Genomic DNA, 17,064 nt, shown 5'->3' with positions numbered 1-17,064 from the left:
CCGCAGGAGCCGATGGACCTGATGGATGCGACGTTGCGCGCGCGCGCCATTGCCGCTGCGCGAGGGGCAGAGCCATTCGACCTGTTGATCACCGGCGGCACAGTGGTCGACATGGTCACTGGCGAACGGCGCGCAGCTGACGTTGGCATCGTCGGTTCGCTGATTGCCAGCGTGCATGCGCCGGCTAGCCGCAGCGATGCCGCAGCTATCGTCGATGCTTCCGGCGCCTTCCTGTCGCCGGGGCTGATCGACACGCACATGCATGTCGAAAGCTCGATGGTAACGCCTGCGACCTATGCTGATGCGGTGCTGCCACGCGGTGTCACGACTGTTGTCTGGGATCCACACGAGTTCGGCAATGTCAGCGGCATCGCCGGCGTGCGCTGGGCGGCGGATGCGATCACGGACCTGCCGCTGCGCTGCGTGCTGCTGGCGCCGTCCAGCGTGCCGTCGGCGCCTGGCCTTGAACTCGCCGGTGCCGACTTCGACGCCGATGCCATTGCCCGCATGCTCGCCTGGCCCGAGATTGGCGGCATCGCCGAGATGATGAACATGCGCGGGGTGATCGAGGGCGATCCCCGCATGCACGCGATCGTCCAGGCGGGACTGGCAGCGGCCAAGCCGGTCAACGGCCATGCACGCGGGCTTGCCGGTTCCGACCTGCAGGCCTTCGTGACCGCGGGCGTCAGCTCGGATCACGAACTGGTTTCCGCCGATGATCTGACGGCCAAGCTCCGCGCCGGGCTGACGATCGAGCTGCGCGGCTCGCACGATCACCTGCTGCCGGAATTCGTCGAGGCGCTGAACGTGCTCGGCCACCTGCCGCAGACCGTGACGCTGTGCACCGACGATGTCTTCCCCGATGATCTCGATCGTTTCGGCGGTCTAGACGATGTGGTGCGGCGGCTTGTGCGCTACGGGCTCAAGCCGGAATGGGCGTTGCGCGCTGCAACGTTGAACGCCGCTCAGCGCCTCGGGCGTAATGACCTAGGTCTCGTTGCGCCGGGACGGCGGGCGGATATCGCGATCTTCGACGATCTCCAGGAGTTTCGTGCCCGTACCGTCATCGCCGCCGGCAGGCAGGTGGCCCTGGACGGACGAATGATCGACGGCGCGCCCAAGGCCGCGGTCCAGGCGCTCGTCGATACGATGAAGATCGAGCCGTTGCGCGATACCGATTTCGCTATCGCATCGACGGGTTCGAAGGCGCGTGTCGCCACCATCGATCGTCCGCGCTTTACCCAGTGGGGCGAGGTCGTTGCCGACGTTGAAAACGGCCTCGTCGTTCCGCCGCAAGGCACGACACTGATTGCCGTTGCCCACCGCCACGGCCGCGCCGATAGCAGGCCACGCGTCGGACTGCTCACCGGCTGGGGCGAATGGCGCGGCGCCTTTGCGACAACCGTCTCCCACGACAGCCACAACCTCACGGTCTTCGGCGGCAACGCCCACGACATGATGGTGGCTGCCAATGCCGTCATTGCCGCCGGCGGCGGCATGGCCGTGGCATCTGCCGGCAAGGTCGATGCGATCCTGCCGCTGCCGCTGTGCGGCCTGGTTTCCGATGCGCCACTGGCCGAAGTATCGGCCGGCTTTGCGCGCCTGCGCGACGCTGTCGGGCGGATCGTCGATTGGCAGCCGCCCTATCTCGTCTTCAAGGCCTGTTTCGGAGCGACGCTTGCCTGCAACGCCGGCCCGCACCAGACCGATCGCGGCATAGCCGATGCACTGACGGGAAAGCTTCTCGAAAGCCCGGTTCTCGAAGTTCTTTGAGGCATCAAGCGGGGCGACGTTTGTCGCCCTGCCACGCACACAATTGATCACGGCAATTTATCCGTTCGCCGCATTGGCGAAATCCCGTGTGCCCAGTCCAACAGTCCGACAGTCTTTGTCAGTGCCGGCGGCCAAAACCTCTCGGCGGTGCGGCAGGCCGGTAGCCACCGTTTCTGGCATAGCCTTTTCCCGGGGCGCAATCCGCTCAGAGCAATCACGCGTGCGGATACGCGCTGAGCGGGTTGCGTTCGAAGTTTAGAGATCCGCCGAAGCGCTCAATTCCTGTTCCACCAATGTCGACCAGAAGGTGACACCGGGACCGATCGCGTCGTCGTTGAAATCATAGGCGGTGTTGTGGTGAAGCGCGCCGTCGACGGCTGGGCCGTTGCCAAGCCAGACGTAGCAGCCGGGGGCTTCCAGGCCGAAGAAGGCAAAATCGTCGCCGGCGGTCGATGGCGGAAACTGTGTCCGCGTCTTTTCTCCGAAGACGGCGCGGGCTGCCGACAGCGCCCGTTCGCTCGCATCTGCATCGTTGACGACCGGCGGGATACGACGCTCGAATGCGTAGTCGACATTGATGCCGTACATCTCTGCGGTACCGCGCGCCAGACGGCCGATCTCTTCCTCGAGTTGATCGCGGACGTGGGGTGTGTAGGCGCGGGCTGTGCCACCGATCTCGACCGTATCGGGAATGACGTTTAGCGCCTTCGGGTCGCCGGCGCGCACCGAGCAGGCGCTGACAACGGCCGGCTGCAGCGGATCGACGACGCGACCGACAATCGATTGCAGCGAGGCGAGGAAGGTGCCGGCCGCCGTTACCGGGTCGCGGCCCAGATGCGGCTTGGCGCCATGGGTACCGACACCGCGGAAGGTCAGCCGCCAGCTGTCGGACGAGGCGAGCTGCGGTCCTGCCACGACGGCCATTTCGTCCGGGTCGAGACCGGGCATGTTGTGAAGGCCGTAAACGGCATCACAGGGGAAAAGCTGGAAGAGGCCGTCCTCGACCATGCGCCTGGCACCGCCACGCCCTTCCTCGGCCGGCTGGAAGATGAAGTGCACCGTGCCGGAAAAACTGCGCGTCTTGGCGAGATGGCGGGCGGCCCCCAGCAGCATGGCCGTGTGGCCGTCATGGCCGCAGGCATGCATCTTGCCGGCTTCCTTGGATTTGTAGGGTCGGTCGGCCAGCTCCGGCATGGCCAGTGCATCCATATCGGCGCGCAGGCCGATCGAGCGCGTGCCGTTGCCGATCTGCAGCGTGCCGACGACGCCGGTTTTTCCGAGCCCACGGTGGACTTTAAGTCCTGCCTCTTCAAGTATTTTGGCCACCAGATCGCTGGTGCGGACTTCCTCGAAGCCAAGTTCGGGATGGGCGTGCAGATCACGGCGGAATTCGGTGAGGAAGGGCAGGTCGTTGGTGATCCCATCTGGCACGCGCATTGTCAGGCAGTTCCTTGCATGTCTGTCGGAGAAGGGCCGTCGAATTCCCCAGATTTGCGTCGGCCGGGGCGCCCTTTCGGTTTGATCGAAGTGGTAAACGGTATAGACGAAAACCGCCGGAACCAGAACAGTGCGCCGGCGTTTTCATCGCCTTTCGTTCGATGCCTTTGTGGCGCAGAAGAGGACCGTATCGATGCAGCCGCATGAATTTTGGCAGGATGTGTTTCCGCCGAAAAGTTTCGAGACTGGAAGCGGTTATCGGGATTTCTTCCCGGCAACGCTTGATGACGGTCGCCAGATCCAGTTGCCGATCCGGCAGCTCTCCGATGGCAGGCACGCGCTGGCTTCGCTGATCGTCAACCAGGCGAGTTTTGCCGTCGAGGAGACGCTAGCAACGGAACTTGCCCTAAGGCTGGCGCCGTTCAATCCGGATGTGATAGCCGGCCTGCCGACGCTGGGACTGACGCTCGCGGCTGCCGTCGCCCGCAAGCTCGGCCATGCCCGCTACGTGCCGCTCGGCACGTCGCGCAAATTCTGGTACGTCGACGATCTCTCCGTGCCGCTGTCGTCGATCACCACGCCCGACCAGAAGAAGCGGCTCTATGTTGATCCGCGCATGCTGCCGCTACTGGAGGGCAAGCGCGTCGTGCTCGTCGACGACGTCATCTCCAGCGGCACGTCGATCGTGGCGGGTTTGACGCTAATGCAGGCCTGTGGCGTCGAGCCGGTCGCGATCGGCGCCGCCATGCTGCAGACCGAGCGGTGGCGACAGCCCCTGGCCGACCTCGCGCCGCATTGGCCGGACCGCGTCGTCGGTGTGTTCCGCACGCCGTTGCTGACCAAAGAAGAAGACGGCGCCTGGCGCGCCGCCTGACGGTTCAATCTGCCCAGTCAAACCGGCGCTATTGCGCCGGTCGCACCTTGTAATAGACGGTCGCGGCTGCGCCCGAGGTCTTGGCGATAGTGTAGACGTCATAGGACGCTTTGGGGTCGTCGCCCATGCCGAGCGAGCCTGCCGGCATGCCCGGCACGGCAATGCCTGCCACATCCGGCTTTTCGGTCAGAAGCTTCTGCACGGCCTCCAGCGGCACATGCCCTTCGACGACATAACCGTCGATGACGGCAGTGTGGCAGCCCTCCATGTCGGCCGGAACGCCAAACCGGGTCTTGATCGGCGTCATGTCGGCTTCGTCGCGGATGTCGACCTTGAAGCCGGCCGCTTCCATCGCTTCGGCCCATTGTTCGCAGCAGCCGCATTGCGGATCCTTGTAGACCGTCATCGGTCCGGCTGCGATCGCCATGCCTGATATCAGCATCGACATGCTCATGATCGTACCGGCGATGAAATGTCTGCGTTTGAGGTTCAACATCGAACGCTCCTTTCCTGTCTGTTCTGCCTGGTCGCCCAAGGCCCGGAATTCCTTATACCGGGCCTTGGGCGTCTGATTACTTGATCTCGGTCACTGTCAGCTTGCCATCGACGCGGTCGGCGACGAATTCGATTGCGGCCCCTTCCTTGAGCTTTGCCAGGATGGCCTCATCCTTGACACGAAACACCATGGTCATGGCCGGCATGTCGAGGTTCTTCAGGTCCTCGTGGGCGATCGTCACCTTCTTGGCGGAGGCATCCAGTTTCTTGACCGTTCCCTTGGTGAACTCGGCTGCCTGGGCAGACGCGGCGAGCGCGAGGACTGCAAACAATGTGATAAGCGTTTTCATGGTATCATCCTTTCAACTGGTTACAGTCACTTCTTCACGACTTCGAGCGGCCCGTGCATGCCGGCGTCATAGTGGCCGGGCACCAGGCAGGCGAATTCGAAGGTGCCGGTGTTGGTGAAGGTCCAGACGATCTCGCCGGATTCGCCAGGCTCAAGCCGAATGGCATTCGCATCGGCGTGTTCCATGTCCGGGAACTTCTCCATCGCCACCTTGTGCTCCTGGATCTGCGCCTTGTCGTCGAGGACGAATTCATGTTCGAGTTCGCCGACATTCTTGATCGCGAAACGCACGGTCTGCCCCTGGCGGACCTTGATGGTTGCCGGTGTGAAGATCATCTTGCCGTCGTCAGTTTCCTTCATCGTCACGCGCACGGTCTGGGTCGCCTTCTTGGCGTCGCCGGGCTCTCCGATCGACATGGCGTCATGTCCGCCGGCGTGCGAACCGCTGGCCAGCATCGGCGAGGCGAGCGAGGAAGCGGCGATGAACGCCAGTGCGAAAAGTGTCGTCTTCATCTTGGTTTCCTTGTTTGCATTGGAAGAGGTCATTGCGGTCAGCCCTTTTTCGCGGGAGGTGCGGTGATCACCGTCTTGGCGTCGGTTGCGCGGGTGGCTTCCGGCAGCGCGCCGGTCCATTCCCAGGCCTGTGTTCCCGGCGGGTTTTCGTACCAGCCGGGGTCGCTGTAATCGCCGGCGGAGATGCCTTCGCGCACCTTCACCACCGAGAACATGCCGCCCATCTCCAACGCGCCGTGCGGACCCCAGCCGGTCATCATTGGGATCGTGTTGTCGGGAAGCGGCATTTCCATTTCGCCCATGTCGGCCATGCCAGCCGTCCCCATGGGCATGTAGTCGGGCTTGATCTTGCGGATCTTGGCCGCGACCTCAGTCTTGTCGGCGCCGATGAAGGTCGGCACATCGTGGCCCATCGCATTCATCGTATGGTGCGACTTGTGGCAATGAATTGCCCAGTCGCCTTCATACTTGGCGTCGAACTCGTAGGCGCGCATGGCGCCGACCGGAATGTCGATCGAGACCTCCGGCCAGCGGGCCTCGGGTCGAACCCAGCCGCCATCGGTGCAGGTCACCTCGAAATCGTAGCCATGCATGTGCACCGGATGGTTGGTCATCGTCAGGTTGCCGACGCGCACCCGCACCCGGTCGTTCTTGGCAACGACCAGCGGATCGATGTCCGGGAAGATGCGGCTGTTCCAGCACCACATGTTGAAGTCCGTCATCTCCATGATGCGCGGGACATAGGTGCCGGGGTCGATGTCATAGGCGTTGAGCAGGAAGACGAAGTCGCGGTCGACCCGCATGAAGGCCGGGTCCTTCGGATGGATGACGAAGAAGCCCATCATGCCCATGGCCATCTGCACCATCTCGTCGGCGTGCGGGTGGTACATGAAGGTCCCAGACTTAACGAGATCGAACTCGTAGACGAACGTCTTGCCTGCCGGGATATGCGGTTGCGACAGGCCACCGACGCCATCCATGCCCGATGGCAGGATCATGCCGTGCCAATGGATCGTCGTGTGCTCCGGCAGCTTGTTGGTGACGAAGATGCGCACCCGGTCACCCTCGACCGCCTCAATGGTCGGGCCGGGGGACTGGCCGTTGTAGCCCCAGAGATAGGCGGTCATGCCTTCGGCCATCTCGCGTTCCACCGGTTCGGCGACGAGGTGGAATTCCTTGACACCATTGTTCATCCGGTGCGGCAAGGTCCAGCCGTTGAGGGTGACGACCGGGTTGTAGTCCGGTCCGCTCGTCGGCACGAGCGGCTTCTGCGTTGCGGCATTGTCCATGCCTTCCGCTTCCGGCAGGCCGGAATTCGAGGTCTGTGCCCAGGCTGTGGTGGAAACGAGTGCCGCGCCTGCGCCAAGGATTTGTCGTCTGTTGAACATGGTCATCGTCCCTTTCAATCCGCGCCTGCGTCGTCCGCTGCGCCGCCGCCATGAATGGTCGTCATCAGATCGGCGTCGGCGAGCCAGAAATCGCGTTTGGCATTGATGGTGAGGATCACTGAGTCCACCTTAGACCTGTTGTCGGCGAGCAGTTCGAAGGTGCTGGTGATCATACCGTTGTAGCTGAGAGTGGCTTCCTCCTCGATCTTCGTGCGCAACGGTACGACGGTGTTGCGATAGTGTCGGGCGATGTCGTAGCGCGATCGATAGGCCTGGTAGGCAGACCGCGCTTCAGACCGGATGTTGACCGCCTTCTCGGCAAGTTGGTTTGCTGCGCGCATGTGCGCCAGCTCCGCCTTGCGCAGACTGGCCTTGCCTGTGTCGAAGATCGGGATGGTGAACTCCAGCTCCACCTGGCCTGTTGTCTCGAACTTTGTGTCGCCGTCTTCGCGCTCGCGTTCGGCTTCCGCACCGGCAACGAGCGTCAGATCGCTGACGAAGCGTGTCGCCTCGGTCAGCCGATAGGACTTTGCCACCGCCTCGAGATCCAGGCGCGCCATCTGCAAATCGACACGGCGCTTGAGCGCTTCAGCCTCGATGCTGTCCCGGCGGGAGAGCGCCTTCGGCAGGTCGGGCAGCCGGTTGGGTACCTGGTAGTCGGCATTCGCTCCCCAAAGTCCCATCTTCCGAGTGAGGTTTTCCTTCGCAAGGCGGGCGGCGAGACGCGCCTCTGCCACCTGGCCGGCGAGTTCCGCATTGAACACATGCTCGCGGGCCTGGTCGGCCTTGCCCATGGCGCCGGTCTCGCCGAGCTTGGCTGCGAGTTCGGAAGCTGCGTCGGCGGCTGCCTGCGCCCGGTTGAGCTGTGCCACAGTTTCCCACGCCGAGACCGTCTCAACCCAGGCGCGCCGGGTTTCGCCGGCAAGCGCAAGCGTCTGCAGGGCTGAGGCGAGCTGTGCCTGGCGAAAGCGGGCGTCGGCAACAGCGATGGTCTTCTCCCGCGTCATCAGCGCCAGGATATTGGTCGTGATCAGCCCTTCGATGGCGCGGTAAGCTTGAAGCTCCGGCGCTCCGATCCCGGTGGTGCCGATCGAGATCGTCGGGTTGAGCAGCATGGTTGCCTGCCAGGCATCTGCCGAGGCTTCGCCGAGATCCGCATAGGCCGCCTGCAGGCCCTTGTTGTTGAGCAGTGCGATCTGCACGGCGGTATCGGCATCGATCGATTTGCGCGCCAGCAGTGCCTTCACCTGCGATTCCGCCTTCGCGGCCTGTTCGCGGTTCTGAATCCAGACGCTTCGCTTTGCAGTTCCGGCACCGACCTTGGCCTCGACGGTCGTGAACCCGGCATCCCCAGCCGAATATTCGGCGTTTGTGGCGCAGCCGGCAAGGACCAGCGGCAGGCCGATGATCGCTGCAAGCTTGAACTTCCGCATGGTCATGAGGCGTCTCCCTTGACGGGAGATTGCGCATCGTTGAGCGGAACCCAGCGCTTCGGGCCGACCGGCTCACGGTGGACGTAACCGGCGACAGGGCTTCTGTAGGTCTGGTTATTGGTATTCGCGGAGCTTTCCGCGGGATCGGCGAGGCTTGTGACCTCGGCAGGCATCGTGGTTGCGCATCCGCCCAGAAGAATGGGCAGGAGCGCCATGGGAAACAGACGTTTCATGGTACGACCTGAAATGTGAATGACGGATATCGGCGTCCGACCGGCAAAGCCGGGCAGGCCAAGACCTTGACCGCAGATGCGGTCAGCTGTTCACGAAATCAGGTTCTTGGAGGGCGGTGCAGACCGGCACGGTCGCCGGGGCTCAGATGCGACTGCAGCCCGGCGTTCAATGTGGAGCGTGGCAGGCCGAAGCGGGTTTCGCCGGCATCGGCAAGAACGGCGACGGACGCACAGAACGTCTTGCAGCAGTCCTTCTTGTCGGCCTTGCCGCTGTCGCTGATCGGTTTCGTCTTGTTGCTGTCGGCGCTCGGGCAATGCTCGCTTAGGGTCGCTGTATCGACCGAGGCATCCGGCTGCGTTGCTGCGTGCATTTGCATCGCCGCATGCGAGGCAACGTGGGTCATGCCGGCAGCCGTGGAAAAGGGCAACACGGCCAGCGACAGCATCGTCACCAGCTTGAGCATCGTCAGCAGACGCTGATATGCATGTCGTGCCTTTTCCATCATCAATCCGTAGAAACGCTCTCGATTCCTGTCAATGCTACCGGCGTAGCTCAGGCTCACGAATGCGTGAGCCTTGGCCCAAGTTCTTAGGCCCGTCGGCGGTTGCGGACCGGCTCGAGGCCGGCCGGACCGAAGCGTGCCGGCTCGGGAGCTTTGCCCGGTTCGGTCGCCATGGCGGCGAGATCGTCGAGGATCGGGCAATCCGGCCGGCCGTCGCCGTGGCAATTGGCGGCCAGGTGCTTCAGCGTACGGCTCATCGCCTTCAATTCCTCGGCTTTGCGCTCGAGGATTTCGACGTGCTCGAGCGCGATCTTCTTGACCTCGCTGCTGGCGCGCGAGCGGTCGCGCCACAGCGTCAACAGATCGGCCATCTGCTCGACGGTGAAACCGAGATCGCGGGATCGGCGGATGAAGCGCAGGGTGTGGACGTCGTTGTCACCGTAGTTGCGATAGCCGGCCTCGCTGCGGTCGGCCGGCGGAATGAGGCCGATCGTTTCGTAGTAGCGGATCATCTTCGTCGAAACGCCGGAGGCGCGTGCGACTTCGCCGATGTTCATGACTTCACCTTTCGAGCGGTGCGCGGAGCGCTTGTATTCGTATCGAATATAGGAACTCTCCCCGGCAGGCACCATGTGGGCAAGCCGCCGGGGAGAGGTGTGCTGTTATCGCGTCGCGGGCGTTTGCACGACGACGCCGCGGAAACTCCTCAGGCGAAGCGCATTGCCGAGCACGAAGACGCTCGACAGCGCCATCGCACCGGCGGCGAAGATCGGTGACAGCAACAGGCCATAGGCGGGGTAGAGAGCGCCCGCAGCAACCGGGATGAGGACCGCGTTGTAGGCGAAGGCCCAGAACAGGTTTTCCTTGATGTTGCGGATCGTTGCCTTCGACAGGGCGATCGCGTTCGGCACGCCCAGGAGATCTCCGGACATCAGCACCACATCGGCGCTTTCGATCGCGACATCCGTGCCAGTACCGATTGCCAACCCGACATCGGCCTCGGCAAGCGCTGGCGCATCGTTGATGCCGTCACCGACGAAGGCGACGGCACGGCCGCCGGCTTTCAGCCGCTTCAGGGCGGCAACCTTGCCGTCGGGCAGCACCTCGGCGATGACTTCGTCGATGCCGAGCTTGGCGGCGATCGCTTCTGCGGTGCGACGGTTGTCGCCGGTGATCATCGCCACCTTGAGGCCGAGATCGTGCAGCATGCGGATCGCCTGCGGTGTCGTTTCCTTGATCGGGTCGGCAACGGCGATGATGGCCGCAAGCCTGCCGTCGATTGCGGCATAGAGCGGGCTCTTGCCTTCCGAGCCGAGGCGGGCCGCCTGGTCGGCGAAGGCCGAGACGTCGAGATCAAGCTTGGCCATGAGCCGGTCGGCGCCGACATGAACGCTGCGTCCGCTGACCGTGGCGCTGGCGCCGAAGCCGGGCACGGCTTCGAAATTCGAGGGCGCCGCGATGGCGATGCCTTCGGCCTTGGCGGCCTCGACGATCGCCTCGGCGATCGGGTGCTCGGACCGGGTTTCGACGGCCGCCACGAGCGCCAGCACGTCGCCGCGCTCAAAACCGGGAGCGGTGTCGAGATCGGTCAGTTCCGGGCGCCCCTTGGTCAGCGTGCCGGTCTTGTCGACGGCGATGATCTCGGCATTGCGCAGGGTCTGCAGCGCTTCGCCCTTGCGGAACAGGACGCCCATTTCCGCCGCCCTGCCGGTCCCGACCATGATCGAGGTCGGGGTCGCAAGGCCCATGGCGCAGGGGCAGGCAATGATCAGCACCGCCACGCCATTGACGAGCGCAAAGCTCAGGGCCGGATCGGGGCCGAAGATCAGCCAGATCGCAAAGGTGATGGCTGCAATCGCGATAACGGCCGGCACGAACCAGGCGGTCACCTTGTCGACCAGCGACTGGATCGGCAGCTTGGCGCCCTGGGCCTGTTCGACCATGCGGATGATCTGCGCCAGCACCGTGTCGGCACCGACCTTGGTGGCGCGGAAGGTGAAGGAGCCGGTCTTGTTGATCGTGCCGCCGACCACGTCGGCACCGGCGATTTTCTCGACGGGAACCGGCTCGCCGGTGATCATCGATTCGTCGACATAGGAATTGCCCTCGACGACGGTACCGTCGACCGGCACGCGGTCGCCGGGCCGCACCAGCACGGTGTCGCCGGCATGAACGTCGGCAAGCGCGATCTCGATCGTCTCGCCGTCGCGAACGACACGGGCCGTCTTTGCCTGCAGGCCCATCAAATGCTTGATCGCCTCGGAGGTGCGGCCCTTGGCGCGGGCTTCCAGCACCCGGCCGAGCAGGATCAGCGTGACGATGACGGCTGCGGCCTCATAATAGACGTTGGCCGTGCCCTCGGGCAGAAGTCCGGATGCGAAGGTGGCGACGACCGAATAACCCCAGGCGGCGGCGGTGCCGATGGCGACCAGCGAATTCATGTCAGGCGCGAGACGCAGGAGCGCCGGGATGCCCTTCTGGTAGAAGCGCAGGCCCGGACCGAAAAGGACGAGCGTCGTCAGCACAAACTGCAGGTACCAGCTCTCCTGCATGCCGATGTTGATCATGACAAAGTCGTGCACGGCCGGGATGAAATGCGACCCCATCTCCAGGACGAAGATCGGCAGCGTCATGGCAGCGGCGATCAGCAGCGATCGGCTGAGGCGCCTCGCTTCGCGCTCGCGCTTTTCTGCTTCGTCGTCGGTGCTCTCGTCGCCGGTGATGCGCCTGGCGTCGTAGCCGGCCGCGCGCACGGCCTGTTCGAGACTGGCTGATGTCGCAATGCCCTTTGTGAGACGCACGGAAGCGCGCTCGGTCGCCAGATTGACACTGGCCCCCGTGACACCGGGCACCGCCTTCAGCGCCTTCTCGATGCGAGCGACGCAGGAGGCGCAGGTCATGCCTTCGATTGCCAGCTCAATCGATTCTTCAGCGGCGCCATAACCGCTGTTTTCGATCGCCTTGACGATGTCGGCGGTCTTGGTCGTACCATCGAACCGGACGTCGGCCCGTTCCGTTGCAAGGTTGACGGAGGCGGATGTCACACCTGGGACCGCGCGGATGGCTTTTTCGACGCGCGCCACGCAGGATGCGCAAGTCATGCCTTCGACCGGTATGCTGGCGGTGAGCGCAGCACCGCGAATTGCCGTCGCGTTCTTGGCTTCGATGGTGGTCACAGATCCCATGATCGTGCTCCTTTATCCTGTTCTTTTATCGGAAGATGGGGCTTCCAACGATGGGAAGGTCAAGGGCGGTGTCAAAGATTTCTTCTGATAATGCGCACCACGATCTTCTGCTTCGGTCCGCTGCCATCAAACGGCAAACGCCCCGGCGCGGAGCCGAGGCGTCAACCGGTGACCGGGAGGCACCGTCGAGCTTCCAGTTCAGAGTTGGCGACTGTCGTAGCCTGCCGCCTTCAGCGCTTCCGTAATCGAGACGGCTGCGGCGACGGTCTCCACGCTGATCTCACGCGCGCCGAGATCGACCTTGACCGATGCCTGCGGATCGACGCTCAGGATCGCCTTCTGGACGTTGCCGGCACAGTGTCCGCAGGTCATGTTGTCGATCTTGTAGTTCTGCATCGCTTGTCTCCTTGTTTTCGATGTGAGACAAAGATGGGGCTTCCCATCGTTGGAAGGTCAAGAGGCCGGTCGGAGATATTTTTCCCGCGTGCTTCGGCCGCCGAATCCGCCGGCAAAAAGCCGAGAAATGGCCGTCATATCGGCCGCAACTGCTCCGAAAAATTTGAAAGTCTTTCATCGCCGAACCCTGGAATGGACGGCTAGCGGTCGGCCGCGGGAAGACGCACAATCCGAAGGCTGTGCACAAGGGCATTCGCGTCGTCTCAAGGGGGGCGGACGATCGCCCGCCCGGCATGGGCCGCATGCGGTCCGTGATGCGGTTGCGCCGGATCATTCGGCGACGATCGAAATGCACTGGTCGGGGACTGGAGGAGACTGTGTCCCGATCTCTGTCGTTCGGCTGCGTCGTGGCGACGCCGCCAAGGGAGGAAATATGTTTGAACGACTATTCAAGTTAAATGAGCATGGGACGTCCGTGCGCACCGAGGTGATTGCCGGCGTCACGACATTCCTGACGATGTCCTACATCATCTTCGTCAATCCCGACATTCTGTCGACCACGGGCATGGATAGGGATGCCGTCTTCGTCGCGACCTGTATTGCCGCCGCACTCGGCTCGGCCGTCATGGCGCTCGTCGCCAACTGGCCGATCGGCATGGCGCCGGGCATGGGCCTCAACGCCTTCTTCGCCTTTACCGTGGTTGCAGCGCTCGGCTTCACCTGGCAGCAGGCGCTGGGCGCCGTGTTCATCTCCGGCGTGATCTTTCTGATCCTGACTGTAACCGGGGTGCGAAGCTGGCTGATCGCCGGCATCCCGCATTCACTCAGAAGCGCGATTGCCACCGGTATCGGCCTGTTCCTCGGCATCATCGCGCTGAAGAATGCCGGCATCGTCGTCGACAATCCGGCAACGCTGGTCGGCCTCGGAGACCTGAAGCAGACCGGTCCGCTGCTGGCGATCCTCGGCTTCTTCGTCATTGCGGTGCTCGATTCGCTTAAAGTGCGCGGCTCGATCCTGATCGGCATCCTCGTCGTCACCATTCTGTCGATGCTGCTGGGTGTCAGCGAATTCAAGGGTATCGTCTCTGCGCCGCCGAGTATCGCACCGACCTTCATGCAGCTCGATATCATGGGCGCGCTCCATGGCGGTCTGGTCCACGTGATCCTCGTCTTCGTGCTCGTCGAAGTCTTCGATGCCACGGGAACGCTGATCGGGGTGGCCAAGCGCGCCAAGCTGGTGGAAGAAGGAAAGCCAAGCCGTCTCGGCCGTGCGCTTCTCGCTGACAGCACCGCCATCGTTGCCGGTTCGCTGATCGGTACCAGCAGCACCACGGCCTATGTCGAAAGCGCCTCCGGCGTCCAGGCTGGCGGTCGCACGGGCCTAACGGCGCTCACCGTCTGCGTGCTCTTCCTGGCGGCGCTGTTCTTCTCGCCGCTGGCGGCCGCCGTCCCATCCTACGCGACGGCTCCGGCCCTGCTCTATGTCGCGGGCCTTATGATGCGCGAACTGACGGAAGTCGACTGGGACGACCTGACGGAAGCGGCACCGGCAGCACTCACGGCACTCGCCATGCCCTTCACCTATTCGATCGCCAACGGCCTTGCCTTCGGCTTCGTGAGCTATGTCGTGCTCAAGGTGTTCACCGGCAAGTGGAGCGTCATCCACCCGGCAACGCAGTTGGTTGCGGCGCTCTTCATCGTGCGCTTTGCCTTCTTCGCCGAATAAGACAAAAACCGGGGCAGACAATGCCCCGGTACCGTAATCTCAGAACTTCCCCCGAGAAGGCTGGCCGGACCGCAGACCTCTTGCGGCTCCGGTCTTTTTACATACGACGGAGCGTTAGCCCCGGTCAGTATTGCCCGGCCGGCAGATGCACGACGAGGCCGTCGAGCGCGGCGGAAACAGTGATCTGACAGCTGAGCCGACTGCGTTCATCCGGATTGACGACGCACTCGATCATGTCCTGCTCCTGGTAGTCGGGCGCGGGCAGCTTTTCGCTCCATCCCGCGTCGATGTAACAGTGGCATGTGCCGCACGCGCAGGAGCCGCCGCATTCGGCCGCAATGGCGTCGATGCCGTTTTGAACGGCCGCCGACATCACCGACTGGCCGATTTCGGCCTCAACTTCGGTCGACTTCCCCTCGGCACTCACAAAGACGATCCTGGGCATTCAATGGTCTCCACTCAAATCTGAAATCGTTCGAATTGCTTTTCGCGGCAACACGCGCTGGCCGGCGTTCAGGCTGCCTTGATGGCGATCTGCAGCCGCTTCGGGCCGCGTACGGAGAGGCCGCGCTTGTATTCCGGGTTCTCGTCGACAAGCTCGATCTTTGGAAAGCGTCGCAGCAGGGTGCTGAAGATGATGTCCATATCCAGCCGGGCGAGATGGTTGCCGAGACAGAAGTGCACGCCGCCGCCGAAGGCGAGATGCCTGTTGGGGGTACGGCCGATGTCGAAGCTATCGGCGTTCTCGAATTGTTTGGGGTCGCGGTTGGCAGCGCCATAGAGCACGCCGAACTTGGTGCCGCGGGCAAAACTTCGTCCGCCGATGTCCACCTCCTCGATGCAGTGGCGGTGGAAGAACGGCAGTGGCGATTCGTAGCGGAACATCTCTTGCACGGCAGTCTGGATCAGGGCCGGGTCCTGGCGCAGCCGGGCCATCTGCTCGGGAAAGCGCAACAGCGCGTGCATGCCACTCCCGAGCACGTCGATCGTCGAGCCGTGGCCGGCCATCAGGATCAGCATGCAGGTGGAGATGAACTCGTCGGCGTTCATCGCTCCGGCGCGTTCTGCCTCGATCAGAACGGAAATGAGATCGTCCTTTGGGCTGCGCTCGCGTTCGTGCTTGAGGGTTATCAGGTATTCGTAGAACTCTGTTGTGTTGGTCTCGGCGATCAGCTTGCGTTCATCCGAGCGGTCGACGTCGAAAAACTGGACGATGTTTTCCGACCAGATGCGCAACTGGGGACAGTCTTCATCGGGAACGCCGAGCAGGCGGCCGATGATATGGCCGGGCACATGGGCCGCGAGATCATCGACGAAATCGATCTGGCCGCGATCGGCAAGACTGTCGATCAGCCTGTTGACATAGGCCTGGATCTGGTCGCGCAGCTTGGCGATCATCGCCGGCGTGAAAAGCTTGAACACCTGCCGGCGCAGCCGGTCGTGCACGGCGCCGTCGCTGTCGAGAAGGCTGAACTGTACGAAGCGTGAATGGTTCGGCATGTCGTGCCAGTTGCCGGCGCGCTGAATGCTGGCGATTTCTTCGGCTGTGGCGATATCCTCAAGCGAGCGGACCATCCGCTTGTCCATCACGATCGCCGAGACATCCTCGAAGCGCGAGGCGAGCCAGATGTCGAAATCCGCGAAATAGTGCAACCCCTCTTTTTCGCGCAGCGCGCGGTAGGTCGGATAGGGATCGCGAGCAAAATCCGGGGACAGCGGCGCGAAGGTAAAATTCGCGGCGTCGCCATTCGGCGCGGCTTCGGTCATAGGCAATTCTCCGTGCATAAAGCTGCATGATAACGTCACTGCCGTAGCTCTGTGAATGGTGCCCTGTCGCAAGATGATGGACAAAACTCGCATCGAATGCCAGAAAATGGCATGCTGCCCGAAAGCGAAGAGATCTATTTCCACACACCGGCAAAATTCGCCGATGCGTTTCCCTATCTGGCGCTGGTGGCCGGAAGCCGGACGGCACGCCATGACGAGGCGCCGATCCGCAAACGGTTCCACCAGCATGTCTTCGTCTACACGATCGGCGGATGCGGGTTGATCGAGGTGCGCGGTCAACGGTTCCTGGCCGAAACCGGCAGTGTTGCCTGGCTCGATACGGCTCAGGCCTATGCGCATAGCTGCGCTGCCGACAGCGAAAGCTGGCGTTATCTCTGGATGGGGATCGAGGGACACGGGCTTGATGCGCTCTATCAGTTTCTTGGCGTGCAGCAGTCGCCATTGTTCGTGCCGAGAGACATGCGGAGCGCGCAGGCGGCGTTCGAAAGTGTGAGCGGATTTCTTGCCGAGCGCTCGCCGGCGACGGACGCCTTGTCGAGCGCCGCCATCGCGGGGCTGATGGCGGACATGATCGCGCCACGGCTGATCGGAGCCGAACCGGCCGAGGACAGGTCCGGTGAAGACCGTTTGCTTCAGGTTCTGTCAGTGATGCGCGACGATCTCGCCAGGCCCTGGACGATCGACGATCTTGCGTCGCTTGCGCGGCTGAGCCCGTCGCAACTCTTTCGCCGCTTTCGCGACATGGTTGGAACGACGCCGATGGACTGGCTGCGCCACGAGCGGATCAACCAGGCAAAGCGCCTGCTGGTTGGACCCGATGCCAAGGTCTCGGCGGTGGCCGCCGTCTGCGGCTATCCGGATCCCTATCATTTCTCGCGCGATTTCCGCCGCGTGACTGGATACACGCCGACAAAATTCCGGCGGGATGGCGGCTATTGAGGCCGCAGTCTTCGCCCGATTTCGGCGGCCAG

General features: G+C 63.1%; 17 protein-coding genes. 4 read left to right on the top strand and 13 right to left on the bottom strand.

Annotation, left to right across the window (positions count from 1 at the left end; all coding sequences use genetic code 11):
* The first annotated feature begins 12 nt into the window (after positions 1 to 12).
* Positions 13 to 1,773, top strand: a complete 1,761-nt coding sequence (locus LPJGGPFB_RS27315; RefSeq protein WP_210264635.1) for an adenine deaminase — start codon at positions 13 to 15, stop codon at positions 1,771 to 1,773.
* Between the two features lie 255 nt (positions 1,774 to 2,028).
* On the opposite strand, the gene LPJGGPFB_RS27310 is transcribed toward LPJGGPFB_RS27315, so the two are convergent.
* Positions 2,029 to 3,210 carry a M20 aminoacylase family protein gene (locus LPJGGPFB_RS27310; protein WP_173423079.1) on the bottom strand — a complete coding sequence of 394 codons (1,182 nt, stop codon included), beginning with the start codon at positions 3,208 to 3,210 and terminating at the stop codon, positions 2,029 to 2,031.
* Positions 3,211 to 3,403: 193 nt separating this feature from the next.
* On the opposite strand from LPJGGPFB_RS27310, the gene LPJGGPFB_RS27305 reads away from it, so the two are divergent.
* Positions 3,404 to 4,084 carry a phosphoribosyltransferase gene (locus LPJGGPFB_RS27305; RefSeq protein ID WP_173423078.1) on the top strand — a complete coding sequence of 227 codons (681 nt, stop codon included), beginning with the start codon at positions 3,404 to 3,406 and terminating at the stop codon, positions 4,082 to 4,084.
* Between the two features lie 28 nt (positions 4,085 to 4,112).
* On the opposite strand, the gene LPJGGPFB_RS27300 is transcribed toward LPJGGPFB_RS27305, so the two are convergent.
* The 10 genes from LPJGGPFB_RS27300 to LPJGGPFB_RS27255 all read right to left on the bottom strand — a co-directional run bounded on the left by LPJGGPFB_RS27300 (position 4,113) and on the right by LPJGGPFB_RS27255 (position 12,579).
* Positions 4,113 to 4,580 carry a DUF411 domain-containing protein gene (locus LPJGGPFB_RS27300; RefSeq protein ID WP_173423077.1) on the bottom strand — a complete coding sequence of 156 codons (468 nt, stop codon included), beginning with the start codon at positions 4,578 to 4,580 and terminating at the stop codon, positions 4,113 to 4,115.
* A 76-nt stretch (positions 4,581 to 4,656) separates the two neighbouring features.
* A complete protein-coding gene (locus LPJGGPFB_RS27295) occupies positions 4,657 to 4,929 on the bottom strand; it encodes a copper-binding protein (protein WP_173423076.1) in 273 nt (90 codons plus the stop codon).
* A 26-nt stretch (positions 4,930 to 4,955) separates the two neighbouring features.
* The gene (locus LPJGGPFB_RS27290; RefSeq protein WP_173423075.1) at positions 4,956 to 5,441 is read right to left on the bottom strand and encodes a cupredoxin domain-containing protein; all 486 of its coding nucleotides are present in this window, start codon (positions 5,439 to 5,441) and stop codon (positions 4,956 to 4,958) included.
* Positions 5,442 to 5,479: 38 nt separating this feature from the next.
* Entirely contained in the window at positions 5,480 to 6,829 is a 1,350-nt protein-coding gene (locus LPJGGPFB_RS27285; protein ID WP_173423074.1) for a multicopper oxidase family protein, read from the bottom strand.
* A gap of 14 nt (positions 6,830 to 6,843) precedes the next feature.
* Positions 6,844 to 8,268: a TolC family protein gene (locus LPJGGPFB_RS27280; protein ID WP_173423073.1), complete on the bottom strand. Its 1,425-nt coding sequence runs from the start codon at positions 8,266 to 8,268 to the stop codon at positions 6,844 to 6,846.
* Positions 8,265 to 8,495 (bottom strand): hypothetical protein, encoded by a 231-nt coding sequence (locus LPJGGPFB_RS27275; protein WP_173423072.1) that lies wholly within the window; start codon positions 8,493 to 8,495, stop codon positions 8,265 to 8,267. Before LPJGGPFB_RS27275 ends, LPJGGPFB_RS27280 begins: the two co-directional genes overlap by 4 nt.
* Positions 8,496 to 8,593: 98 nt before the next feature.
* Complete coding sequence (locus tag LPJGGPFB_RS27270; RefSeq protein WP_173423071.1) at positions 8,594 to 8,998, bottom strand: hypothetical protein; 405 nt, start codon at positions 8,996 to 8,998, stop codon at positions 8,594 to 8,596.
* 86 nt (positions 8,999 to 9,084) lie between these two features.
* On the bottom strand, positions 9,085 to 9,555 hold the full coding sequence (cueR, locus tag LPJGGPFB_RS27265; RefSeq protein ID WP_173423070.1) for a Cu(I)-responsive transcriptional regulator: 471 nt from the start codon (positions 9,553 to 9,555) through the stop codon (positions 9,085 to 9,087).
* A 105-nt stretch (positions 9,556 to 9,660) separates the two neighbouring features.
* Positions 9,661 to 12,183, bottom strand: coding sequence for a heavy metal translocating P-type ATPase (locus LPJGGPFB_RS27260; RefSeq protein WP_173423069.1), 2,523 nt, complete (start codon positions 12,181 to 12,183; stop codon positions 9,661 to 9,663).
* 198 nt (positions 12,184 to 12,381) lie between these two features.
* Entirely contained in the window at positions 12,382 to 12,579 is a 198-nt protein-coding gene (locus tag LPJGGPFB_RS27255) for a heavy-metal-associated domain-containing protein (RefSeq protein WP_173423068.1), read from the bottom strand.
* A 433-nt stretch (positions 12,580 to 13,012) separates the two neighbouring features.
* On the opposite strand from LPJGGPFB_RS27255, the gene LPJGGPFB_RS27250 reads away from it, so the two are divergent.
* On the top strand, positions 13,013 to 14,305 hold the full coding sequence (locus LPJGGPFB_RS27250) for an NCS2 family permease (RefSeq protein ID WP_173423067.1): 1,293 nt from the start codon (positions 13,013 to 13,015) through the stop codon (positions 14,303 to 14,305).
* Positions 14,306 to 14,429: 124 nt separating this feature from the next.
* Here LPJGGPFB_RS27250 and LPJGGPFB_RS27245 read toward each other — a convergent pair whose 3' ends face one another.
* Both LPJGGPFB_RS27245 and LPJGGPFB_RS27240 read right to left on the bottom strand, forming a co-directional pair.
* Positions 14,430 to 14,750, bottom strand: a complete 321-nt coding sequence (locus LPJGGPFB_RS27245; RefSeq protein ID WP_173423066.1) for a 2Fe-2S iron-sulfur cluster-binding protein — start codon at positions 14,748 to 14,750, stop codon at positions 14,430 to 14,432.
* A 68-nt stretch (positions 14,751 to 14,818) separates the two neighbouring features.
* Complete coding sequence (locus LPJGGPFB_RS27240) at positions 14,819 to 16,072, bottom strand: cytochrome P450 (RefSeq protein WP_173423065.1); 1,254 nt, start codon at positions 16,070 to 16,072, stop codon at positions 14,819 to 14,821.
* A 111-nt stretch (positions 16,073 to 16,183) separates the two neighbouring features.
* On the opposite strand from LPJGGPFB_RS27240, the gene LPJGGPFB_RS27235 reads away from it, so the two are divergent.
* Complete coding sequence (locus LPJGGPFB_RS27235) at positions 16,184 to 17,032, top strand: helix-turn-helix transcriptional regulator (RefSeq protein WP_173423064.1); 849 nt, start codon at positions 16,184 to 16,186, stop codon at positions 17,030 to 17,032.
* The last annotated feature ends 32 nt before the right edge of the window (positions 17,033 to 17,064 follow it).

It is taken from the genome of Ensifer adhaerens (genome assembly GCF_013283195.1).
In the GTDB taxonomy this organism is placed as follows: Bacteria; Pseudomonadota; Alphaproteobacteria; order Rhizobiales; family Rhizobiaceae; genus Ensifer; species Ensifer adhaerens_G.
Note: the sequence above shows the minus strand (reverse complement) of the source record. Positions and strands in the feature narration are given on the sequence as shown.